This is a genomic window from Mucilaginibacter lappiensis, from assembly GCF_050433765.1.
GTDB lineage: Bacteria > Bacteroidota > Bacteroidia > Sphingobacteriales > Sphingobacteriaceae > Mucilaginibacter > Mucilaginibacter lappiensis_A.
Genome location: NZ_JBNPWP010000014.1, coordinates 21,349 through 43,677, shown reverse-complemented (window position 1 = coordinate 43,677; position 22,329 = coordinate 21,349). Strand labels below are relative to the sequence as shown.

Sequence of the window (22,329 nt, the reverse complement as noted above, 5' to 3'; positions counted from 1 at the left end):
AAGCCTGAGTGACGACATTCAGATACATGTTCTGATTTGTTAGGACAATGTAAATTGGAGGTCACCATTTGTGACCTCCAATTTATCAATCCTCTCCTGGTTTATAACCTATTCTTTTTCTTTGCCCATGTTCAGGTATCTGTGGTATCCGATCAGATATTTCATCGAGATACCTAAAGATGATGTCCATGCTTTTATCCTGACTATCCAGTTTTCCTTTGATTTTTTCGATAGCTAACCATATTTCAGTTTGGTCAGACAGCGTTTTCCTTAGTTTGACAAATACATCAATGATTAAAAAGCTTACAGCAATAGCTCTTTGACTTTTAAGCACATTTGAAAGTTGAAGTATGCCGTGCTCAGTAAATGCCATAGGTAAATACCGGGAGCCACCGCGACCATCGTTTGAGGTCGCAAAATGCGACCTCAAAAACTAAAACTCGTCTTGTGTTAACTCAAACATATAAGTTTCGGCAGGAAACCGCTCAATATTCCGTTTTACCTGTTCTTTCAGACGTTTAGTTTCAACGTTATAGAGTTCGGCTAAATCACTGTCCAGCATAACCTTTTGTCCTCGTATTAAGTAAATTTTAGTAGTGATAGCCTCATCAGGCAAAATTTGATCTTTCATCGTTATATTCATTTAACTGGTTAATAGTTATCAGCTGCAATCTTAAGGTCGCAAAATGCGACCTTAAGACCTATTCGCATGAAAGCTTTAAGGTTCGTCTATAAGGTCACATTTTGTGACCTTATAGATTTATCGCCTATGACGCGACCAACACATAATTGTATTTTAGCAACGTTTTAAGCTGTTTAACCGGTTCCAATATCACTGTCACACCTTCCAATTCTGCATCAGGTGCGGTCACCGCATATTTTTCGCGCAATGCTGCCATATCCATGGCGATCTTAGCATGCATGACTTTGGCATAGTGTTGAGTCTGCGCCAGTGTGGTATGTCCAAGCATTTTGGCTACGGTTTCTATCGGCACACCATTGCTTAAGGTGATGGTCGTTGCAAAGGTGTGGCGTGCCCGGTGAAAAGTAAGCGCCATCCGGATACCGCAGATATCACCGATCTCCTTCAGGTAGGCGTTCATTTTTTGATTAGAAAGTGTTGGTAAGGCCCGGTCCTGATTAACGCATTTTGGATGACTGGCATATTTATCCAGTATTTGCAATGCTACGGGTAATAATGGAATGGGACAGGGTGTTTCGGTTTTCTGACGTGGAGTGAATATCCACTGTTCGCCGTCAACGCCTTTCATAATCTCCGACCGCTTCAGTTTTTTCACATCTGCGTAGGCTAATCCGGTGTAACAAGCGAATAAAAAAATGTCCTTAACATTATTCAGTCGTTCATTTTCAAAGTCGTTTCTAATAATTGTTTCTAGTTCCCATTCGGTAAGCGGGTCACGGAAGACTGGTTTTTTTGTCAGTTTAAAATTCGCAAATGGATCCCCGGGCAACCATTTATTCTTCACACAGATCAGTACGATTTTTTTGAAGTTAGCCAGGTATTTAACCGTAGTGTTGTGATTGCATTTACGAACGGTTTTCAGCCAGAATGCATATTGTTCAATAAAGAAATAATCGAGTTTGCGAATACTTAGGTCTTCCAACTGGTACTGCCATTGCATAAAGGCCCTGGTATGATCAAAAGAGGTTTCATAGCGTTCTAAAGTACCTTTAGCGAAGTCCTTACCAATAAGCGCCTCCATTTGCTTGTTATGTTCTGCAAACACCTCCATGATCTTTTTTCGCTGATACTTACCGATCAGCATGTCGCGAAGCAACTCTGCGGTGATGATTTCCTCATCCTCTATAAGTTGTTTCCGTGCCTGAAATACTTTGTTTGCCAGGGTATCTAGGTAGAAATTTAAGTCCTGGGCATCCTGCTTGACGCCGGTGGCCCGGCCTTTTTCCTGATCCCAGCGGTTTTCCCACCACTGCATTTTGGTGGATCGTTCCACCGGGTGTCCATCTACGGTAATGCGTAAATAAATGTACTTTTTAGGCTCGTTTCCTGACTGTTTCAGGAAGAACAGTAACCCAAAGCTTTTTTCCAACATAATTGCTACAATTAAGAGTGAATAAATGTCGAAATACAGCGGTTGGGAATCAAGATGTTCACCTCGTGAACAACTTGATAGTCAATAAGTTAAGTGACTATTCGTGGCAATTTTTCTCAAAATATAAATTGCCACGATTTTGCCACGAACTTTTGAGCATTTTTGGTGTTTTTTGGGCAGTTGATTCGAATAAAAAAACCTGTAAACTATTGGTTTACAGGGTTTTGTTCATTTTTGATGATGTAAGGAGCGGAGAGCTAGGGTCATGAACTATGTGCCTCTATGCGCTGGAAACGCTGTTTTTGGCGTTTTTTTCGAGAGAACTCTACGAATGACGCATTTCCCTTTGTTTCACTCTCTCAACCCCAAACAAGGTTTTTGAACCTTGTTTTTTATGTGCTGATAATCAGTATGTTACATTTCTTAAGTGTTCCTTACTCTACGTATAACGCAATTGGCAAGTTACTCTAATTGTTAATCAAATATAGCGCATTTTTCTTTTGGAAGAAATCTAATTGTCGAAATACCCCATTTATTTGGGTTGCTCAAACCCGTTCCAACTTCCTTTTTAGCAGTTTCATATCATTACTGATTTTTACGTCAAGGACTTTAGCATAATGCTGTGTTTGTTTAAGCGATTTGTGACCTAACATTTTGGACACTGTTTCTATTGGTACGCCATTAGTGAGCGTAACTGTAGTCGCGAAAGTATGTCTTGCTGTATGGAAAGTTAGCTTTTTATTTACGCCGGATAAATCAGCGATCTCTTTCAGGTAAGCATTCATTTTTTGGTTGGTTAGGATGGGTAGGAGAGTGCCATTTGTTAAACACCTAGTATGACTCTTATATTTTTCAAGAATTGCCAAAGCATTTTGAAGCAAAGGGAGTCTCGTGCTTGATTTTGTTTTTTGCCGGATTGTATTGATCCACTTACCACCATCTACGCCAATTATTATATTAGAAGCGCGTAGTTTATAAACATCACTATAAGCTAAGCCGGTATAGCAGCTGAAGAGAAATATATCCCTGACGTGGTTGAGCCTTTCCGTTTCAAATTGTTTATTTCGTATTTTAATAAGTTCATCCTTTGTTAAAACAACGGGCGTTACTTCATCTCGTTTCGTTCTGAAGCCTAAAAAGGGATCTTTAGTTAACAATCCCTTCAATATACAATCGAGGACAATTTTTTTGAAATTGCCGAGGTATTTAACAGCCGTGTTATTAGCACAATTTTTCTCTGTTTTAAGCCAAAACAACAATTGCGATATAAACTCATAATCTAAATCCTTTATCTCAAAATCTTCTTTGTGGTACTTCCATTTAATGAAGTTGCGTACATGATCGTATGCTGTTTTATAACGAGTTAATGTGGCAGAAGCAATCTCGCGGCCTACTAAAGCTTTCATCTGTTTATTATGACGCAGAAAGGCTTCCATGATGAAGTGCTTTTTTTCATCTTGTCCAGTTAGTACATTTTTAATGTTGTCGGCGGTTAATGGTTTACTGCTTTCCAGCAATTTGACTTTTGCTCGATACACCTTTACTGAAATCAAATCCAGGTAAGAATTCATTTCTTTAGCTTCTTCGGTGCTGCCAATCGCCCTGCCCTGTTTTGCATTCCATTGTTCAGGTATCCATTGTCTTTTGATGGATATTTCCCGGCGGTCGCCGTCTACTGTAATACGTAAATAAACATATCTATTTTCATTTTTTTGATTTTTAGCTTGCTTTAAATAGTAAAGCAAACCGAAGCTTTTTTCTAACATACGATCTTTTTAAATGTCGGCAAATCTGTAAAAGGTTTTATTGAGTTAAAAGAACTGGTGTCTCAGAGTTTCTGATTATCCAATAAAGGCGCAAAGCCAAGGAATAGGTATATATCCCGGCTATCTTTCTACCTCAGATGCTACTACCATTAAATGCGGTTAAACTGCTTTCCATTATGAGATAGCAAAATTGAAAGGCTATTAAAATATTGGCAAATCTTATATGGTGCTAATAACCTACCGCATCTAATCATTTACATCTAAGTTGCCAATTGAATTTATTCTAGAAAGAGGAGGGGGAGAGTTCAAAACTTAAAGTATAACGTATTGAAAGTCATTTATCTTCACTTAATGTTTCGACATACTCTGCTATTTACGCAATGATAAGGTAGCGGCACTTTTGAATAGGAGTAAATATCTATTTTTGAAAAACTAAATCTTAAAAGTGCTTTTTAATCTTAACAAAGATCAATTTTGAAGTAGGCGTATTGCTTTTTTTAGCAACACTATCTATTGGCACCAAAACATTAGTTTCAGGGTAATAAGCAACCGTGTTACCTTTTGGGATATTATAGGGTACAATCACAAATAGTTTGGCAACTCTAACTTTGTCGCCATGATAATTGAAAATATCCACTTTATCACCAGCCTGAAAACCCCCATTTAAAATATCTACTTCGTTCATGAAAATGACCCGGCGTTCATTATGGATACCCCGGTATCTGTCATCAAGTCCGTAAATCGTTGTATTAAATTGATCATGGCTGCGAATGGTAGCAAGTCTGTATTCGTCAGCTGCCATCTCATGTTTTGGCAATTCAGTAATACTGAAAGGTATCCTCGAACCGAATTCATTAGTTTCAAATCTTCCGTCCCGGGGGGCATTAGGTAAGTAAAATCCGCCCGGCTCACGCACTCTCTTATTGTAGTTATCAAAACCCGGGATCACTTCTTCGATCACATCGCGCACCGCATCATAACTTTTTTCATATTTATCCCAGTCAACTACCGTACGATCCCCAATAGTTGCCTTAGCTAACTTACAAACTATCTCGTTTTCACTTAGCATACGATCTGAAATAGGCGCCAATACGCCTTTGGACATTTGTATTACACCCATCGAGTTTTCGCAACTTATAAACTGAACCTCGTTGTTGATTATATCTTTGTCACTACGCGCATAGGTTGGCAAAATCAACGCTTCCTCACCATGAACTAAATGGCTTCGGTTAAGTTTAGTGGAAACATGCACCGACAGGTTTAATTTCCGCATCGCTTCGGCAGTGTATGTGGTATCCGGTGTTGCCGATAAAAAATTACCTCCCATGGCGAAAAATACTTTTAATTTACCTTCATGCATTGCCTTTATAGATTCAACGACATCAAATCCGTGCTCCCGTGGTGGCTCAAAACCAAATACTTCTTTTAGCTTATCCAACTGTTTTGCATTAGGTTTATCATAGATCAGCATGGTGCGGTTACCCTGAACATTACTGTGGCCCCTGACCGGGCATAAACCCGCGCCTTTTTTACCTATACTTCCCTTCAAGCTGACAAAGTTGACGATCTCCTTGATGGTATCAACGCCATTTTCCTGTTGAGTAACGCCCATTGCCCAACAAAAAATAATGCGCTTTTTGTATTTCAGTAATTCAGCAGCTTTTTTTATTTCGTCGAGCGGAATCCCAGCCTCTATGGCCAGGTTGTCCAGGTTCTCTTTTTCCAAACGGTGCAGGAACGCTACATAACCCAGCGTGTTTTCTTTTATAAACTCTTGATCAAAAACTTCGCCGGGATGCTCTAACTCCGCTGCATACAGCAATTTTTCAAGCGCTTTCAAAAGCGCCATATCACCGTTTATTTTTACCTGCAAATAAATGTCAGCCAGCTTTGTTTTGATACCCAATATCCCTTTAACGGTCTGTGGGTTTTTAAATCCCGTTAAACCCGCTTCATGCAAGGGGTTTATCGCGATGATCTTTGAACCATTTTCCTTTGCTTTTTGCAAAGCTGAAAGCATCCTTGGGTGATTAGTGCCCGGGTTTTGTCCCATAATGATGATCACGTCAGTATCATAGAAATCATTCAGGGTTACGGTACCTTTCCCGATCCCTATAACTTCAGATAACGCTGTTCCTGTAGATTCGTGGCACATATTTGAGCAATCGGGCATATTATTTGTACCATATTCCCGCACGAAAAGCTGATAGGTAAATGATGCTTCATTGCTGGTACGTCCCGATGTATAAAATGTCGCTTCATTCGGGGATGCAAGACCATTCAAATGAAATGCGATCTTTTTAAAAGCATCGTCCCAACTAATAGGCTCATAATGGGTCCCTCCTTTAGGCAAATAAACCGGTTCACTCAGGCGACCTTTTTTCCCGATATCATAATCGCTTAATTTAGCCAGATCCTTTACTGAATTTTGGGCGAAGAACAAACTGTCAACTTTTTTGGTGGTTGCTTCTTCAGCCAGCGCTTTAGCTCCATTCTCACAATATTCCGCGATAGGAGAACGGTCATCATCGGGATCTGGCCAGGCGCAACTGGAACAGTCGAACCCCAATTTTTTATTCATGTGAAAGAGCCCTTCCATACCACGGGCCACGCCAGCTTCCTTGAATATGTCGTCCATTGCAGCTGTCACCGCAGGAATTCCTGCAGCCCAGGTTTTTGGATCAGTAATTTTGAGGCCTAAAAGTTTTTCAGGATTCTCTGCAGCCGGGTTGTTATTTTCCTTGCTCATACTGTTTGTTAGCTAACGGGTTAGGGTAATTATCACTCTGATCCTCTGCAACATTGTCGAGGCAGGTGAAATCTTTTTCAACAAGTATCTGTATATCTCCGTCACGGTTACTAAAGCCGACCTTATCTGTATGGATAAGTTCTTCGAGCATGCTATGCGGCATGCTTAAGGTGATCTTGTAGTCGATAAAAGTAGATATCAACACCTCACTTTTGGTTAGTTGTATAGCGTAAACCAATCTATTACCCGAAAAATTGGTTTGTTCTTCCAGGTAACTTTCCTTATCTAACCGGTCTACATCTGTACGGGTTAGTCTGTATCTTAACGAATTTCCTTTAATGCGTATTTTCATAAACAGGTAATAATATGCGTTGCGGTGTGGTATAAATATTAAAACGATTATCTCTTAAAAAACCTGCAAGTGTGATATTAAACTCATCGGCTAGTTCAACGGCAAGGCTTGAAGGTGCACCAACGGCTGCGATGATTTGAATTCCAGACATCGCTGCTTTTTGAACCAGCTCAAAACTTGCCCGGCCACTTAATATTAATATATGTCGGTTTAACGGCACCCAACCTTTGGCTAGTGCAGCGCCAATAAGTTTATCTAAGGCATTATGTCGGCCAACGTCTTCCATTACCAATAATAACTCACCTGCTGAGCTAAACAAAGCCGAGGCATGTAAGCCGCCCGTATCTGCAAATACTGCCTGATGCCGTCGCAAAATAACTGGTAGTTGAAAGAGCAAATTGCTTTCAATTACCAGATCACCGACGTGGGGATTAATAGTACTTACCGTACGAATTGCGCTGATTGATCCCTTTCCGCATACTCCACAACTAGAGGTAGTATAAAAATTTCGTTCTGTGTTTTGGAGATGAGGAACAACGCCTGGTTTTAGGTTTACCTGGATCACGTTTTCTTTGTTTTCAACGCAGGCAATAAAACAATGATCAACGTTCGATATATCCGCCGGATCTTTTACAATACCTTCTGTGAACAAAAATCCGGTGGCTAACGCTGCGTCGCTACCAGGCGTTCGCATAGTGACGGAGATGTTTTGAACCCTTCGGTCTCCATCAGCACCAAATTCAAGTCTGATCTCTAAAGGCTCTTCTATGGCAAGGGAGTCCTTCCTGTCAAAACCTCCGCCGTCAATTACTTTCTTTATCAGAATTTGTTTAACCGCCTTTTCCACTACTTAAGATTTAATCTGTTTAGCATAACCATAGCAACATCCGTGTTATAGATTGGTTTATGTTTGACGATATTGAAGTTAGGTTTTTACCCCGAGATTACTTGATTTGTTAATTTTCTGAGTTATTAACATTCGATATATATAACCCTGATTATTATTGTTGATACCTCTGTTCTTTTCGATGACCCACAAGCCTTCTGAATTAATCTTCTGATTGTATTTAAATGCTATAAAGTTAGCATGAGCATAATTTACTAAGTAGGCAACAACCAATTTCCAGACCTCTATATTTCGTTAGGAAACCTGCTAAAGAACGAAATTTAAAACATCTGTTACTTTTCATTTTTATATACAATTATCTGATAATAAGATTGTTGAATGTGTGGCACGTGCTTGGTATAAGCAGCTATATAAAGAAACGGTCATACGGTTATTTTAAAGCAAATCAAACATATATAGGCATCAATAAAATGAATAACATTTACTTAATAACGCACTTTGTTATGGCAATTTGCATAATAACATTAGTTCAGATATCGCTTACGTCTCCTGAAACTAACAGCGATCAAAATAACAGAGTATTAAGCGATCCACTCTTTAAAAAAGGTATAAGGTTGATCGAACGGACTGGAAAGACCGTGTATAGGATAGCAATGAGTATACTAATTACTCATTTAAAATAGCACTTAACCGATTTTTTAACACAAATAAATACATCATGAAAAATTCAATTAAAATCAGTGTTCTTACATTAGCTTTGTTCTCCTTTTTTGGACCAGATGTAAAAGCTCAATCATCCACAACAACAGAAACCTATGGATCCGGGATCAGACTCAGTATTGGCGCTGATGCTGGTATTCCTGTGGGCTCGTTACGAAATGGATACAGATGGGCTTTTGGAGGATCTGCCCAGGCCGATTTCCCGCTTATCAAGGATGAGTTATACATCACATTAAACAGTGGATACAATAATATTTTTGCAAAAAATAGTTCCAATTTAAATGACATTCATCTTATCCCGGTAAAGGCAGGTTTGAAATATTTTCCCGTGAAGATTTTTTATGTACAGGGAGAAGCGGGTGCATCGTTCCTGACAAATAACAATAAGGCCGAAAAATCTGCAACATTTGTTTACGCACCCCAGATAGGGGTTCTATTGCCTGTTGGCGGCAAAAGTTATATAGATGCAGGCTTTAGGTTTGAAGGCAATACCAAATTTTATGAAGCCGGTAAATCAAGTAATTTTCTGGCATTGAGGATAGCATACGCTTTCAGCCTTTAATCTGGTACATATTTTTAAGCCACTACATTCGTGTGGCTTAAAAATATGTACCATTGCCTGACTTGGCTTTAGCCAGATCTTACCCCTAAATTTCATTCAGTTACCGATAGCTTTAATGCTGTCAACAAGATGTTTTATTAAAAGCGATGTCTGATCATCGCCCTGAAATGGGTTACCGTGATTAAACAGCGGCGTAAGACCCGGATATGAACGTCGAGGATAACAAATCATTGCAATGCAAGAAAACGATAGCACACCATTTATTGTAGCTCCTAAAGCCCATGGCGCCGAACTTAATTTAAAAATATCAGCCCTTGACGGTTTTACAGCGAACAAACAAACCCTATGTAGCGAAGTTGAACGGATGCAATCTGCCATAAAATCTCTCAAACTGGGAACTTGGACCTTCGACATTTCAACAAATTTATTGTTGGTTTGCCGCAGATGCAGGGAGTTACTTCCTACATTAGGTGATGGTAATGTCAAAAGCAGCGAACTGGTCGCCCTCGTAGATACTGAATATAGCAGGCAAGTTTTAAAAAACTTTTATTCGGCATTTAAGACAAATGCCCCATTTGATATAGAGGTGCCGATTGTTGTACCGAATGAATTTAATGCTAAATGGGTAAGGATAACGGGTGTAACCACTTTCAGCGGTCCAAATTCCTTACCGAAATTGCATGGCTCCATAGAAGACATTTCGGACCGGAAATTCAGTGAGCTATTGAAACAGGATTACCTGGCAATTGTAAGCCACGATTTAAGATCACCTCTGTCAATTATAAAACTATACATGCAGCTATTTGAACGTGAAATCATTAATTCTGGCAACCATCTTATCCGGGAAATGCTAAAGAAATCCGTGTTACAAGTCGATAAAATGAATAACATGATCGAGTGCTACCTGGAAGCTTCCTTGAACTGTAAAGGAGAGATCACTCTTACCCAGGCAAAATTTGATATCAAACAATTATTAGTTGAAATAATAAATGATTTGCGCCTTGTATACCCGGGTTATCTAATTATCCTTAACCCTGCTCCGGGACTGATGGTGTTCGCTGACAAGGGAAAAATTAGCCAGGTTATTCAAAACCTCCTGAGCAATGCAATAAAATACTCTTCGCCAAAAGATGTAATTGCCATAGACATCAGAACTAACGACAATTATGTGCAGGTAGAGATTCAAGACCATGGAATAGGAATAAAACCAGCTGACCAAAAACAAATATTTAACCGGTTTTACAGAGCTAAGCAAGTAACCAATATACCGGTTAAGGGATATGGAATAGGATTATATTTAACAAAACAAATTATAAAGCAACACCATGGTGACATATGGTTGACAAGCGAGTTTAATAAAGGGTCAAAATTTTATTTTACATTACCTTATTCGTGTCCTTGAATTTATATTCATGCCCGCAGTTTTTTAAAGAATATTTATCTTTAAAAATTGTACTATTATTAGTCACTGCAAACTATGGAAGCTAAAGAGTTATTAAAAGGTCATATCATTAAAACAGCCGCTCTTACTGAGGAACAGTTTGAATATTTCTTTTCACATTTTAAAAAGCAGGATTTTAAAAAAGGGCAGGCGATAATTACCGATGGCGATGCAGTAACTTGTGAATATTTCGTGATTTCGGGTTGCTTAAAAACTTTTTATATCAACGACGACCTGAAAATGTTTATCCTTCAATTTGCCATGCCTACCTGGTGGGCATCGGATTACAATGCTTTATATAGTGGTAGCAAAGCTACGGTAAACGTTGACTGTATCACGGATACAGTAGTTCTTTGTTTAAGTAATGACGATAGGGAGAAATTGTGTAAAGAGCTTCATCAGGTGGAACATTTTTTCAGATGGCGAACCAATAGAGGGTACGTCGCCGCTCAAAAAAGATTATTGTCTTTTATGAATAATGATGTAAAACGAAGATATGAAGAACTTTTAAAATTATACCCTGAATTATACAATGCAGTCCCCAAGCAACTGATCGCTGCATATTTGGGGGTATCACGTGAAACGCTCAGCAGGCTATAGTGGCGGCAATATAATCATCTCTTAATAATTTTTTCTTGCGCATACGAATGTGATGTAGATCACATAATCACCTCAGAAATGTTGCTTTTCTTTATGGTGTAAATGAAGAAACAAACCATAATTATTACCGGTGGTTCATCTTACATCGGTAAAGAAATAGTGCGCCGCTTTTTGCAGAACGGAGATAATGTAGTCCTCCATCTATCTGCAAATGAAAATTTAAAAGACATCTATCTTCAACTCGATGCAGCTGAAAATTTGGCTTTGGTAGGGGGAAAGGTCAACGACCGGCTTACCGGAGTTAAATTATTGGCAAATGCCATTGGAAGATTTGGGTCGGCAGATGTATTAGTGAATAATTCAGGTGATCTTGAATCGAAACCATTCTTCAATGTTGATGAAGTTTATCTCAACCAAGTCTTAGATACGGGCTTCAAAGGGGCTTTCTTTGCGATTCAGGCAATTATTCCTCAGATGCTCAAGCAAGGCCATGGCATTGTGATCAATATTGATGCACCATTGATTAGCCATTCGCCAGGAACCGAATTAAATTCAAATTTACTGTTACCTAAAGGAATCATGCATTCGCTTACCTTGCTACTGGGGGCGGAATTCGGAAATAAGAATATCCAATTCAATACGATAACACCTGGTAAACGTAGCGACCGAGACATAGGAAAGGAGTACTCCGATGGGGTGAATGAATTGGAGCTTATTGCCCAAATGGTCTATAATATCGCAAAGGGTAATATCAATTCTTAACTCCGATTATTAAGGAAAGAAGAGGAATTATCGAATTATTCCTCTTCTTTTAAAGTATTCATATATTTAATTGCTTGCTGGTAAGCAGTAGGATCTTGCTTTCGGCGGTTTACTAAGGGTATGACCTTTGTGCCGATCAATTCGATAGAACGCATTAACTGCGCATGGGTCAACCCTGCATTATCCATTTGAAAAGTAAACCGGTCAATGCCACCCAAAGACTCACTGTGATCGAGCAATTTCTCAGCCACCTGCTCAGGATCGCCAATGACCATTGCACCCTTGGGACCTCTAAGTGAATCGAATTGCGCTTTTGTTACCGGTGGCCAGCCGCGCGCCCTGCCGAGTTTTGTCCAAAGTTCGGCGTACCCCGGATAATAATCGGCAATGGTTTGTTCATTTGTCTCACCTACATATCCGGGGGAATGCAATCCCACTTTTAACTGCTCCGGTGCAAATCCGGCTCTTCTGCCGGCTTCCCGGTAAAGATCTACCAATGGACGAAACCGCTGAGTTTCGCCGCCAATTATCGCCACCATAAGCGGGAGGCCAAGTGTTCCGGCACGTGCAAATGATTCAGGCGTCCCACCTACGCCCAGCCATACCGGCAATTTCGCCTGAAATGATCTTGGATAAACCGGCTGGTTTTCCAGCTTGGGTCTAAACCTTCCATTCCAGGTGATAAATTCCTTATCACGAATCTGTAAAAGTAAGTCCAGCTTTTCCCTGAACAGCGCGTCATAATCATCGAGGTTGTAGCCAAAAAGCGGATAGGCTTCGACTGAAGAGCCGCGGCCGACAACCAACTCTGCGCGACCTTTGGAGATGAGATCCAGCGTCGCAAAATTCTGATAAACGCGAACCGGATCTGACGTGCTTAAAACGGTGTCATCTTAGTAACCGGATCCGGAGGAGGCCTTGGTAGGGCCGCGGCGCTTACATTCGCGTGGGAAGGTGCCAGGATCATCGGCTGTGATCTTCATGAGGTCACCAACAATGAAACCGTCGAACTAGTGCGTTCCTCCGGTGGAGAAATGAAAGGAATAGCGCCAGTTGACCTGACCGACCACAATCAGGTCCGTGACATGGTCGAACAAAGTGTAGCTGTTTATGGTGGTCTGGATGTGGTTTACAATAATGCGGCCATTCAATATTTCGGTCCGATGCCTGATTTCTCGATAGATGATTGGCGGGCTACCATTGCAGGAGAGCTTAACATTCCTTTCTTCGTTTCGAAGTACTCATGGCCGCACCTGATCCGTCGTGGTGGAGGCACTATCATCAACATTGCATCAATGGCGGGCATGATCGCCGGAGCCAACCCGCCGATGATAGGGCATGTCGCCGCGAAGGCAGGAGTCATCGCCATGACCTGCCAATTGGCGCTTGAAGGAGCTGAACATGGAATTCGTGCCGTAGCGATCAGCCCGGGACCTTTCTTAACACCTGCCAGCGACCGGGACCTTGGAGACGATCAGGCAGCCAGGGCCGCAATTACCGGAAAGACACTTCTTAAGCGGTTCGGTCATCCTTCGGAATTGGTGGAACTCGCCGCTTTTCTTGCTTCGGATGGAGCGTCGTACATTACGGGGGCTAACTTTCCGGTAGATGGCGGCGCAACCGCCTGGTAATAATTTATTACTGCGAAACCGTTAAGCTTTCACTGGTTATAAGGCGCTAACTGAATAGGAGTCAATGGTTATCATTTTTAGCATACTTTTTTTCGATCCCCAATTTTTTTATCCGCGAATTTAATGTTGAGGGATGAAGTTCCAGTAACTCTGCCGCCCCACCCTGGCCGTATATCTTCCAGCTGCACTGTTCCAGCGCGAATAAAATATGATCCCGTTCGTTGTCGATCAGTGACTTTACGCGCCCATTGTTTGCCGCCTCCGCCGTTTTGTTTGGTTCGGATAACTTTACAGAATTCACAATAGGCCCATTAGTTAACAGCACAGCTCTGGCGATGGTGTTTTCCAGTTCCCTGATATTGCCAGGCCAACTATAATTGATCATTGCCTGGATCACATGATCTGCCACCCCGGTGATCTCTTTTTTTTCCTTGCGGGCGTAAATATTTACAAAGTGCTTAGCTAAGGCTACGAGGTCCTCCTTACGTTCCCGCAAAGGCGGTAACAGTATAGGGAAAATATTGATGCGATAATATAAGTCCAATCTAAATCTGCCAGCCGCTATCTCTTCTTCTAAATTTCGGTTCGTTGCGGCGATAATTCTAACATCTATCTTTTTTGTTCGTCCTCCTACTGATTCAATTTCTTTTTCCTGCAATACCCTCAGCAATTTCACTTGCAATTCCAGCGGTAATTCACCGATCTCATCCAAAAAAACAGTGCCCTCATTTCCCTGTTCAAATTTCCCAATTCTTTTATCAGTTGCACCCGTAAAAGATCCTTTTTCATGACCAAATAGTTCTGACTCGATCAGGTTCGCCGGAAGAGCTGCACAGTTCACGGCTATAAATGGCTTTTGTTTACGCTCTGATAATCGATGAATACTTTGGGCGATCAATTCCTTTCCTGTACCACTTTCTCCTAATATCAGCACAGATATATCCGAAGTACCCACGATTTTAACATTTTCCAAAACCTCTGCCATACATTCACTTCCCCCAATAATCTCTTTGAAGTCTGTCGGCTTTATGTTTGCATCCGAAAGCTTTGTATTACCGGTTGTTCCCTGATTTTGGCGGTGCAGATACCATGCAACATCCAGCATCACCAGTACATCCTTTTCCCTAAAGGGTTTTACCAGAAATCCATAAGGTTTGGTTGCCTTGGCCGCATCAAGTATCTGTTTGTTAGAGTTTGCCGATAGGTATACAAAAGCGATATTTCGCTCTTTTAACGTTTTAGCCAGATCTATGCCGGTTAAATTACCTTTCAAATGAATATCCAGTAATACCAGGTCTGGTTTTTCATCATCACTGATCTGTAATGCTTCGGGTACCGAACGGGCAATTTTACAAACTATATAGCCTGCCTTTCGCAGGATAGAACGTAGATTGTCAGCTTCGATAAACTGATCTTCTACTATAAGTATCTTTGTATTCATATCTCTTGTATCTCTTCTGTTTTAAATGATTCTAATATAATTTCAGGGTTGTTTAAGGGATCATGTTTAAAAATTATAATTATCCTTGTCCCATTAGCAAGCTCGAAGCTGGTCTCAGCGTCGATATCTTCGCTAAGACCTTTTATTAATCTCAACCCTAACGACTCGGGTTCTTCATCATGATCGATTTGTGGCATACCAATACCGTCGTCGGCAAGTTCTAATATTGTCTCATTTCCGTCATCGGCCATATTAATGGTAATCACACCATTCTTTTTATCAGGAAAAGCATATTTTATAGAATTCGTAACAGCTTCATTAATAATAAGGCCTAAAGGGATGGCATGTGAAAGACTAAGTGATATTGGCTGAATATTCAGTTTGAACCGGATGTTGTCGGAAACACCAAAACCGTCTTCTAATGATTTTACTAACTCAGGAATATACGTCGCCATATTAATGGTTTTTATATCTTCTGACTGATATAGTTTTTGGTGGATAAGCGACATGGCAAAAATACGATGCTGGCTGGTTTCGATAGCCTCCAGCGCATCATTTTCCAGATAACGGGCTTGGGATTCCAGCAAGCAGATCACGGTGTGTAAATTGTTTTTCACCCTGTGATGTACTTCTTTTAGCAGCCATTCTTTTTCAGTAAGTAAATGCTGCAACAACTGGTTTTTATGGGTGATAATATCGTTAACTGATTTCTTTTGCTTATAGTATTTATAAAATAATGCACTGATCGCAATCATGATCACCACGCCACCGATAGTGATGTTCCTTTGCAAATTCGCATTTTGCAGCCTTGCTTGCTGAACAGCTGCTTGATTATGCAAATCTTTTATAGATTGTTCTTTCTGAGCCGTTTCATACTGAATAACAAGCTCCGCGAATTTATTGTCTTTGTTAATAGTGAAAAGTGAATCCTGCAACTTGTCACGTTTTTCTAAGTTTTTTACCGCAGACAGATAATTACCGGTGGCCAAATTATATTTATAGGAATGACTATAAAAATCCGCTAAATACCGCAGATCAGGTTTATCTGAATTTTTAAAAATTGTCTCAGCATCATCAAGATATTTTTTAGCTTTTGCAGCTTGATTTAATTTTAAATAGATACCCGAAATTTCATTATCACAAATGATAGCCCAATAATTAAAATTGTTTTCCCCCAAATCTTTTCTAAAATCAGGGTCTAAAATTTTATGATAATATTTTAGCGCGAGTTCGTTTTTATTTATTTTATTATAATAAAGACCTGTCACCTTATAAAGCATCGCTTTATAAAAAGCGGGTATAGTGTATTCCTCTTTTGTAGCTATTTCCAGTGCAACACGTGCTTCTTTCAATCTGTCTAATGCCAATAGTGCTGACACTACGTTACATTTATAGGAAAACTTTCTGGGATCAATAACCATTGCTTTATTTAACCATTGGAGCGCTTGGTTATAATTTTTGACGATGTAGTTGTACCGAGCAATTTCCTCATATAAAGTCGCAGCCATCTCTGTATCACCGCTAGCTTCCGCGTTTTTTATACCTTCAGTTGCGTAAGTCATTGCCCGGTAATAGTTTCCTTTAAGATATTCTATCCCGGCAAGCCTTTCATATGTATTTTGTAGTTTCTTATAACGTAATTTTTTGTATTCCGCCAAAGCCTGCAATAGATCTTTTTCGGCCGGATTATACTGGAAACTATTAATTTTAATGTCAGCAATTTTTACTAACATATGAGTTGCGTTTAATGCCTGTTGATCAGCTATGTATAAAGTCCGCGACCGCTGGTAGTAAACCATCTGTTCAGTGTCATGATCATATTTTCCATTATTTTCATACAGATCACCTAACAGTGCCCAGCAATCCGCCTGTTTTCCTAACTTACCTGCAATGTGGTAATTATTTATTACCCGCATAAAATAGTGCTTGCACCGCTCCAAATCACCGACTTTCGCAAAGTAATTCCCCATAAGAAGTTCGGTTTTGTATTGCCATTCAACCTCACCTAGCTCATGGCTTAACCGGGCAGCCTGATTTATAAAATTGTAAGCGGAGTCCAGCTCCTTTTTAAACTGGCCAGGCTTTGAAAGAAAGTAGCTACCCAGTTTTAATTGAAGGGCTATCCGGTTAGTATCCGGCTTGCTTTCCTCAATTGCTAAAAGCAGTTCTTTTGAGGTTTTCAACTGCGAAATTTGAGCGGTAACGGTCTTAACAAGAAGTAAGAGCAAAAAGCCCGTTGAAATTAATTTAAGCATAGCTTCCTTCAATTAGGTTAGTTGAACTCAATATGCTGTTGGGGTCATTTAACGGGTCAGCTTTAAAGACAATAATTATCTTTGTTCCCTTGCTAACTTCAAAGCGGATTTGCGCTGTAATATCCTCACTCAGCCCTTTTATGAGCCTTAGGCCTAATGATTCTGATTCAGCCTCGTAATTTACTTGCGGCATTCCTATACCATCATCGGCTAAATTCAATATTATTCGAGTTCCATCATCAATCATCGAAATTGAAATTTCACCTTTCCGGTTATCAGGGAAAGCATATTTAATAGAATTCGTTACGGCTTCATTGATGATAAGCGCTAAGGGGATGGCATGCGATATGCTAAGATTGATTGGCTCGATGTTTAGCTTAAAGTGAATTTGACCCGCAGTACCAAAGCTATCTATTAATGACTGAACCAACTCCGGAGCATAATCAGCCATGTTTATCGTTTTGATATCATCAGACTGATATAGTTTTTGGTGGATAAGCGACATGGCAAAAATACGATGCTGGCTGGTCTCGATCGCCTCCAGTGCGTCATTTTCCAGGTAGCGGGCCTGCGATTCGAGCAAACAGATAACCGTGTGTAAATTATTTTTTACCCGGTGATGCACTTCTTTTAGGAGCCATTCTTTTTCTGTAAGCAGGTGCTGAAGGGATGCGTTTTTGCGGGTTATCTGCTCACTTGTTCGCTGTTTTAACCGGTAGCGGCTAACAACTACAATTAACAGCAGTGCAAGTAAACAACCCGCAATAATCATCAAATCACGAATAAGCTTACCTTTTTTGAGTTCAGCTTGTTGAGCGTCACGCTGTTTATGGAGTAGTTTAATATCCTGATCTTTTTTTGCAGCTGCATATTTAACCGTTAATTCATTCAATTTTTTCTGCTCGTCATATCCGGCCACAGCCTCACTGGCCTGTTGGTATATGATATGGTCGTTAAGCGCAGCTTTAAAATCACCCTCCAACGAATCTATCTTGTATAAGATGCTATATTTTAAGGTATTGTAGTTAACCAACGTTGTTGAATTTGGGTTTATTTGATTTAGAAATAAACGGGCTACGGAAGTTTTTTTTAAGCTGATATAAAATAAAGCACTTTGAGCGTAGGTTTCAGATAACTCGCCATAAGTGTCATTGTAATTTTTAACAACGTTCAGTATTTTCCTGTATGACAGATCGGCAAGCGAAATTTTACGCATGCTATTGTAACAGTAGCCAAGGGTAGTAAGTATCTGTACCTTTTCCCACGTAGTTTTGGGAGGATATTTGGTAATCGTTGAATTTATTAATCTAATGCATTCCTTCGGTCTCCCGAGGTCAACAAGTGCCGTAGCCAGGTATAAAAAACTCTTATACCAAAAGAAATGTGTCTCTTCACTTTTTATTTCAACCCCTTTTCTGTACCAGGGAATGGACATTTCGGGTTTATTAACGTATGCATAAACAACCCCAATTCGCATATTAAACCCCCCGGCGAATTGATTAAGGCCCGACCATTTCATGTTTTCCAAACCAGCGTAGGCCGCTTTTAAAGCGTCCGAAAATTTACTGTTGCTATTATAAACAGCAGTCAGTAGATAATGGGTGAACAGTTCATGTCTAAACCCGGATGAACGCTGCATAGCAAGTACCTGCTTAAAATTATCTTCTGCTAAGGCTCTATCATTGGTCATGTAATAATCTGCAAGGAGCCAGCGCGATACAATTTCATTCTCTACCAGATGCAGGCGATGATAAACAGTAATAGACTGTATCAGGTAAGGCAGCCTTGCGGTATCCCGCGAACCAAACGTTTTACTATATTGTTGTAATGCAGCTGCTTCAATCTCAGTCTCGTTTCCTGCTTTAGCCGAAGAAAAGATGCTCGAAATAAAATTCCTGCTCCTATCAGTGTTACCTCTTTGATATTCAATGTCGCCCATGATCAAGTTTGATTCTTCATGCCACTTTTTTGAAGGTTTGACACTATTCAGATTATTGGCAACCATTGCGTAATGCTGAGCGCTATCCAGGTCACTTTGCAAAGCATGAGGCTGATGTAGGTACCAAAGTGCCAGGAGCAAGAAAGACCTGATTTGATCTTCACCCTTTAATTGTTTCGAGAGCTTTTTGGATGCGGTTATTTTATTTTCGTTAAGTAAACGGGCGGTAGCGGAATGTTCATCTCCTTCAATACGATCGGTATAAGGAAGCATAAATGGCTGATCTGTAATTCTTGATGCGATTAGTTGAACACTGTCAGCATCAAGATGGGATTGTGTGATTGTATTTATAAAAATAGCCGTGTTCACAGCCAATAACCGTTTTTGTGCAGTGGAATATATTTTTAAAGCTTCCTGCGATGAAATTGATTGTTTGGAAGCTGATGTTTCCATCCTTTCCGGCGCCTGGGCCGCGACGCTAAAAACAAATATCAGCAGTAAAAAACCAATTGATATTGCTCTAAGCATAAGAGGCCTCCTTAATATTTGTCGACTCTAAGTAGCTGCCTGTGTTAATCAACGGGTCTCGTTTGAATTCAATAATGACCTTTGTTCCGTTGTGAATATCAAAATGGACCTTCGCGTCAATATCTTCGCTAAGTCCTTTTATCAATCTTAAGCCGAGTGATTCAGGTTCAATATCGTTATCGATCTGAGGCATGCCGATACCATTATCAGCCAGTTCCAAAATGATTCGTTTTCCCTCTTCCTTCATTACAATCAATATCTCACCTTTACCGTTATCAGGAAAAGCATATTTAATGGAATTGGTTACCGCCTCATTGATAATCAGCGCCAGGGGGATGGCATGCGAAAGGCTTAGATCTATCGGTTCAATATCCAGATTGAAGCGTATCTGTCCCGCAGTGCCAAAACCATCTATTAATGATTTAACCAACTCCGGTATGTAAGTAGACATATTTATAGTTTTAATATCATCAGACTGATATAATTTTTGATGGATCAAAGACATAGCGAAAATGCGTTGCTGGCTGGTTTCGATGGCTTGTAATGCGTCGTTTTCGAGGTATCGGGACTGGGATTCTAGCAGGCAGATCACAGTGTGTAAATTGTTTTTTACCCGGTGGTGCACTTCTTTTAGAAGCCAATCTTTTTCGGTAAGTAAATGCTGTAATAAGTCATTTTTATGGCTGATCACTTTGTTGTTCTTTTTTTGCAACCCGCTTTGCCGATAGAGCAATAGAGCAATGACCACAAGTAAACCCGAGCCACCGATAATCCAATCCCTGGTGTTTTCAGCACGCTCAAGTTTTATCTGTTCCAGTTTTTCTTTATTTCGCATCAGGACGAGGTCCTTTTCCCTTTCTTCTGTTTTATAGGATATATTTAACTCCTCTATTTGTTTGTTTTTTGCTATATTGAACATCGAATCTTTTAGCGTGTTACTTGCCCGCAAATGACTGATCGCATCTTTGTAATTTCCCAAAGCCGAATCGGCCTGGAAAAGCGAAAGTTGAACATTTTGCAAATAGCTAATGTCACCCACCTCTTTAAAGTATTTTTGCGCTTCAAGGAGGTATAGTTTCGCCCTTGAATATCGACCCGTTTTTATGTAGAAATCGGATATAGTTCTATAATTTATTCCAGTATGGAGATTGTAGTCATAGTCAACTTCTTTCACCCGCTTGATGGAAAGCATTTTTATATAATGACTTTCTGCAAGCCGATTGTTATGAAGCGCAAAGTAACAGTCCCCTAAAATGCCATGCAGGACAGCATTGTCACGCCCGTCCAAAGGTTTATGTTCACGTTGAATGCTGGAAATGAACTTTAAAGCTTCCTTGGTTTTTTTTTCCATCAACAGATTTTTGGTGATGGTTGCTGAAATCCTATAAATAAATTTGGAGCCGTTTATAGCAATAGCACTACTGAGCGCCCTTCGTGCCCAATGCGTACTCAAGGAATAATTCCCTAAGATCCTGTGAATGAAGTATAACCGACCGTAAAAGGTCATGGCAGCCGATGAATCTTTGGTGGCCTGCATAATTTTGACGGCTTTCGTTGCATACAATAGCGCTTTCTCATACTGCCCCCTTGAAGTATAAACCGCTGTCAACAGATCTGTTGAGGACATTTTGTCTTCACTGTCCGCTTTAGAGTTATTTAAAATTTGAAATAACTCTTTTTCAGCCAGATCATATTTGAGTTGCTGAAGATGAATATCTGCGATCTGCCTTAGGTAATAACACTCCTTGTACGGTTTTAACTCGTGACTTAATACAACCGCACGCTGGTAATACTTAAGTTTAAGCTCGTTGTGTTTTGAATCCGAAATGGTATATTTCCCAAGTGCCGTTAAGGCTCGTAATTCACCTTCCTTATCACCAGTTCTCCTACAGTCTTCCAATGTCGGTAGAAATCGGGGGGTGTAATCGATTTTAGGGTTTTGAGAACAAATCGTCGCTAAACTTATTATATCTATTGAATGCTTAAATCTCAACACTTGGTATTTCTTATTTAATTCGCGGGCCTGATCAATATAAATCTTTGCGCTGTCAACAATCCCCGCGGTTTCATATTCATCGGCAAGTAGAATTAAATTATGTATTCGGGCTGTATCAACTACGCGTGTTTGTAATACTTTTTGTAATGAGTCCCTTGAATGCTGGTTCTGTGCAAAAGCTATTAAGCTAAAACTAATCAACGCCATGGTTGCTACCCACTTGAACATGAGATTAATTAACGTTTTTTCAATCGTCGGTGCTGCCGGTTCAGCACGGACAGTGTTTAACAGTAATACGTTAAAAATCTTTGTGCTCATAACTGTGGCTTTCTTTATCAATAACTGAATTTAATTCGACAGCATTTTGCGATGGGCTAAATACTTACTTTATTCTATTATGAAGATTTATTTCCCGAAAAATAACCTTGATATCCAGTATTTTGCGTGCCGTTAAATAAATTTCTAAAAAATATCTTTTAAAACCAAATTGTTTAAAAGCTTGCAGGGCGTAGTTAGATCGTGTTACCACGATATGTCAAGGCGGGTTTGCGTAATTAGCGAAATGTAACGGTTTAATCTATCTTAATATTTTATAAAATACTGATAAGCAATGTTTTAATGTTGGCACAATAAATGAATTGGCCCTTGAAACAAGTCGGAAATAA

The 22,329-nt window shown here is 40.0% G+C and carries 16 protein-coding genes and 1 pseudogene; 5 read left to right on the top strand and 12 right to left on the bottom strand.

What is annotated here, in order from left to right; genetic code table 11:
- Positions 1–85: 85 nt before the first annotated feature.
- The 7 genes from M2273_RS28675 to fdhD all read right to left on the bottom strand — a co-directional run bounded on the left by M2273_RS28675 (position 86) and on the right by fdhD (position 7,789).
- On the bottom strand, positions 86–373 hold the full coding sequence (locus M2273_RS28675) for a hypothetical protein (RefSeq protein ID WP_429401481.1): 288 nt from the start codon (positions 371–373) through the stop codon (positions 86–88).
- Positions 374–433: 60 nt separating this feature from the next.
- Positions 434–631 (bottom strand): ORF6N domain-containing protein, encoded by a 198-nt coding sequence (locus M2273_RS28670; RefSeq protein WP_429401479.1) that lies wholly within the window; start codon positions 629–631, stop codon positions 434–436.
- 136 nt (positions 632–767) lie between these two features.
- Entirely contained in the window at positions 768–2,075 is a 1,308-nt protein-coding gene (locus tag M2273_RS28665; protein WP_429401477.1) for a site-specific integrase, read from the bottom strand.
- Between the two features lie 545 nt (positions 2,076–2,620).
- Entirely contained in the window at positions 2,621–3,841 is a 1,221-nt protein-coding gene (locus M2273_RS28660; protein ID WP_429401475.1) for a site-specific integrase, read from the bottom strand.
- A 439-nt stretch (positions 3,842–4,280) separates the two neighbouring features.
- A complete protein-coding gene (locus M2273_RS28655) occupies positions 4,281–6,590 on the bottom strand; it encodes an FdhF/YdeP family oxidoreductase (RefSeq protein WP_429401473.1) in 2,310 nt (769 codons plus the stop codon).
- Positions 6,574–6,942 (bottom strand): DUF7009 family protein, encoded by a 369-nt coding sequence (locus M2273_RS28650; RefSeq protein ID WP_429401471.1) that lies wholly within the window; start codon positions 6,940–6,942, stop codon positions 6,574–6,576. Before M2273_RS28650 ends, M2273_RS28655 begins: the two co-directional genes overlap by 17 nt.
- Complete coding sequence (gene fdhD, locus M2273_RS28645; RefSeq protein ID WP_429401469.1) at positions 6,926–7,789, bottom strand: formate dehydrogenase accessory sulfurtransferase FdhD; 864 nt, start codon at positions 7,787–7,789, stop codon at positions 6,926–6,928. The genes M2273_RS28650 and fdhD overlap by 17 nt, the downstream gene beginning before the upstream one ends.
- Before the next feature lie 718 nt (positions 7,790–8,507).
- Here fdhD and M2273_RS28640 point away from each other — a divergent pair.
- From M2273_RS28640 to M2273_RS28625, 4 genes are all read left to right on the top strand, one after another.
- Positions 8,508–9,071 carry a hypothetical protein gene (locus M2273_RS28640; protein ID WP_429401467.1) on the top strand — a complete coding sequence of 188 codons (564 nt, stop codon included), beginning with the start codon at positions 8,508–8,510 and terminating at the stop codon, positions 9,069–9,071.
- Positions 9,072–9,306: 235 nt separating this feature from the next.
- Complete coding sequence (locus M2273_RS28635; protein WP_429401465.1) at positions 9,307–10,473, top strand: sensor histidine kinase; 1,167 nt, start codon at positions 9,307–9,309, stop codon at positions 10,471–10,473.
- A 75-nt stretch (positions 10,474–10,548) separates the two neighbouring features.
- Positions 10,549–11,112 carry a Crp/Fnr family transcriptional regulator gene (locus M2273_RS28630; RefSeq protein WP_429401463.1) on the top strand — a complete coding sequence of 188 codons (564 nt, stop codon included), beginning with the start codon at positions 10,549–10,551 and terminating at the stop codon, positions 11,110–11,112.
- A gap of 102 nt (positions 11,113–11,214) precedes the next feature.
- Complete coding sequence (locus M2273_RS28625; protein ID WP_429401461.1) at positions 11,215–11,874, top strand: SDR family NAD(P)-dependent oxidoreductase; 660 nt, start codon at positions 11,215–11,217, stop codon at positions 11,872–11,874.
- A 35-nt stretch (positions 11,875–11,909) separates the two neighbouring features.
- Here M2273_RS28625 and M2273_RS28620 read toward each other — a convergent pair.
- Positions 11,910–12,749 (bottom strand): annotated as a pseudogene (locus tag M2273_RS28620) (LLM class flavin-dependent oxidoreductase); the annotation flags it as partial.
- A 15-nt stretch (positions 12,750–12,764) separates the two neighbouring features.
- Here M2273_RS28620 and M2273_RS28615 point away from each other — a divergent pair.
- Entirely contained in the window at positions 12,765–13,505 is a 741-nt protein-coding gene (locus M2273_RS28615) for an SDR family NAD(P)-dependent oxidoreductase (RefSeq protein WP_429401644.1), read from the top strand.
- A gap of 61 nt (positions 13,506–13,566) precedes the next feature.
- Here M2273_RS28615 and M2273_RS28610 read toward each other — a convergent pair whose 3' ends face one another.
- Genes M2273_RS28610 through M2273_RS28595 form a run of 4 tightly spaced genes read right to left on the bottom strand, consistent with a single transcriptional unit; the run spans position 13,567 to position 21,982 of the window.
- Complete coding sequence (locus M2273_RS28610) at positions 13,567–14,946, bottom strand: sigma-54-dependent transcriptional regulator (RefSeq protein ID WP_429401459.1); 1,380 nt, start codon at positions 14,944–14,946, stop codon at positions 13,567–13,569.
- Positions 14,943–17,201 (bottom strand): tetratricopeptide repeat-containing sensor histidine kinase, encoded by a 2,259-nt coding sequence (locus tag M2273_RS28605; RefSeq protein WP_429401457.1) that lies wholly within the window; start codon positions 17,199–17,201, stop codon positions 14,943–14,945. The genes M2273_RS28610 and M2273_RS28605 overlap by 4 nt, the downstream gene beginning before the upstream one ends.
- Positions 17,194–19,668: a tetratricopeptide repeat-containing sensor histidine kinase gene (locus M2273_RS28600; RefSeq protein WP_429401454.1), complete on the bottom strand. Its 2,475-nt coding sequence runs from the start codon at positions 19,666–19,668 to the stop codon at positions 17,194–17,196. Before M2273_RS28600 ends, M2273_RS28605 begins: the two co-directional genes overlap by 8 nt.
- Positions 19,661–21,982 carry a tetratricopeptide repeat-containing sensor histidine kinase gene (locus M2273_RS28595; protein WP_429401452.1) on the bottom strand — a complete coding sequence of 774 codons (2,322 nt, stop codon included), beginning with the start codon at positions 21,980–21,982 and terminating at the stop codon, positions 19,661–19,663. Before M2273_RS28595 ends, M2273_RS28600 begins: the two co-directional genes overlap by 8 nt.
- Positions 21,983–22,329: the final 347 nt, after the last annotated feature.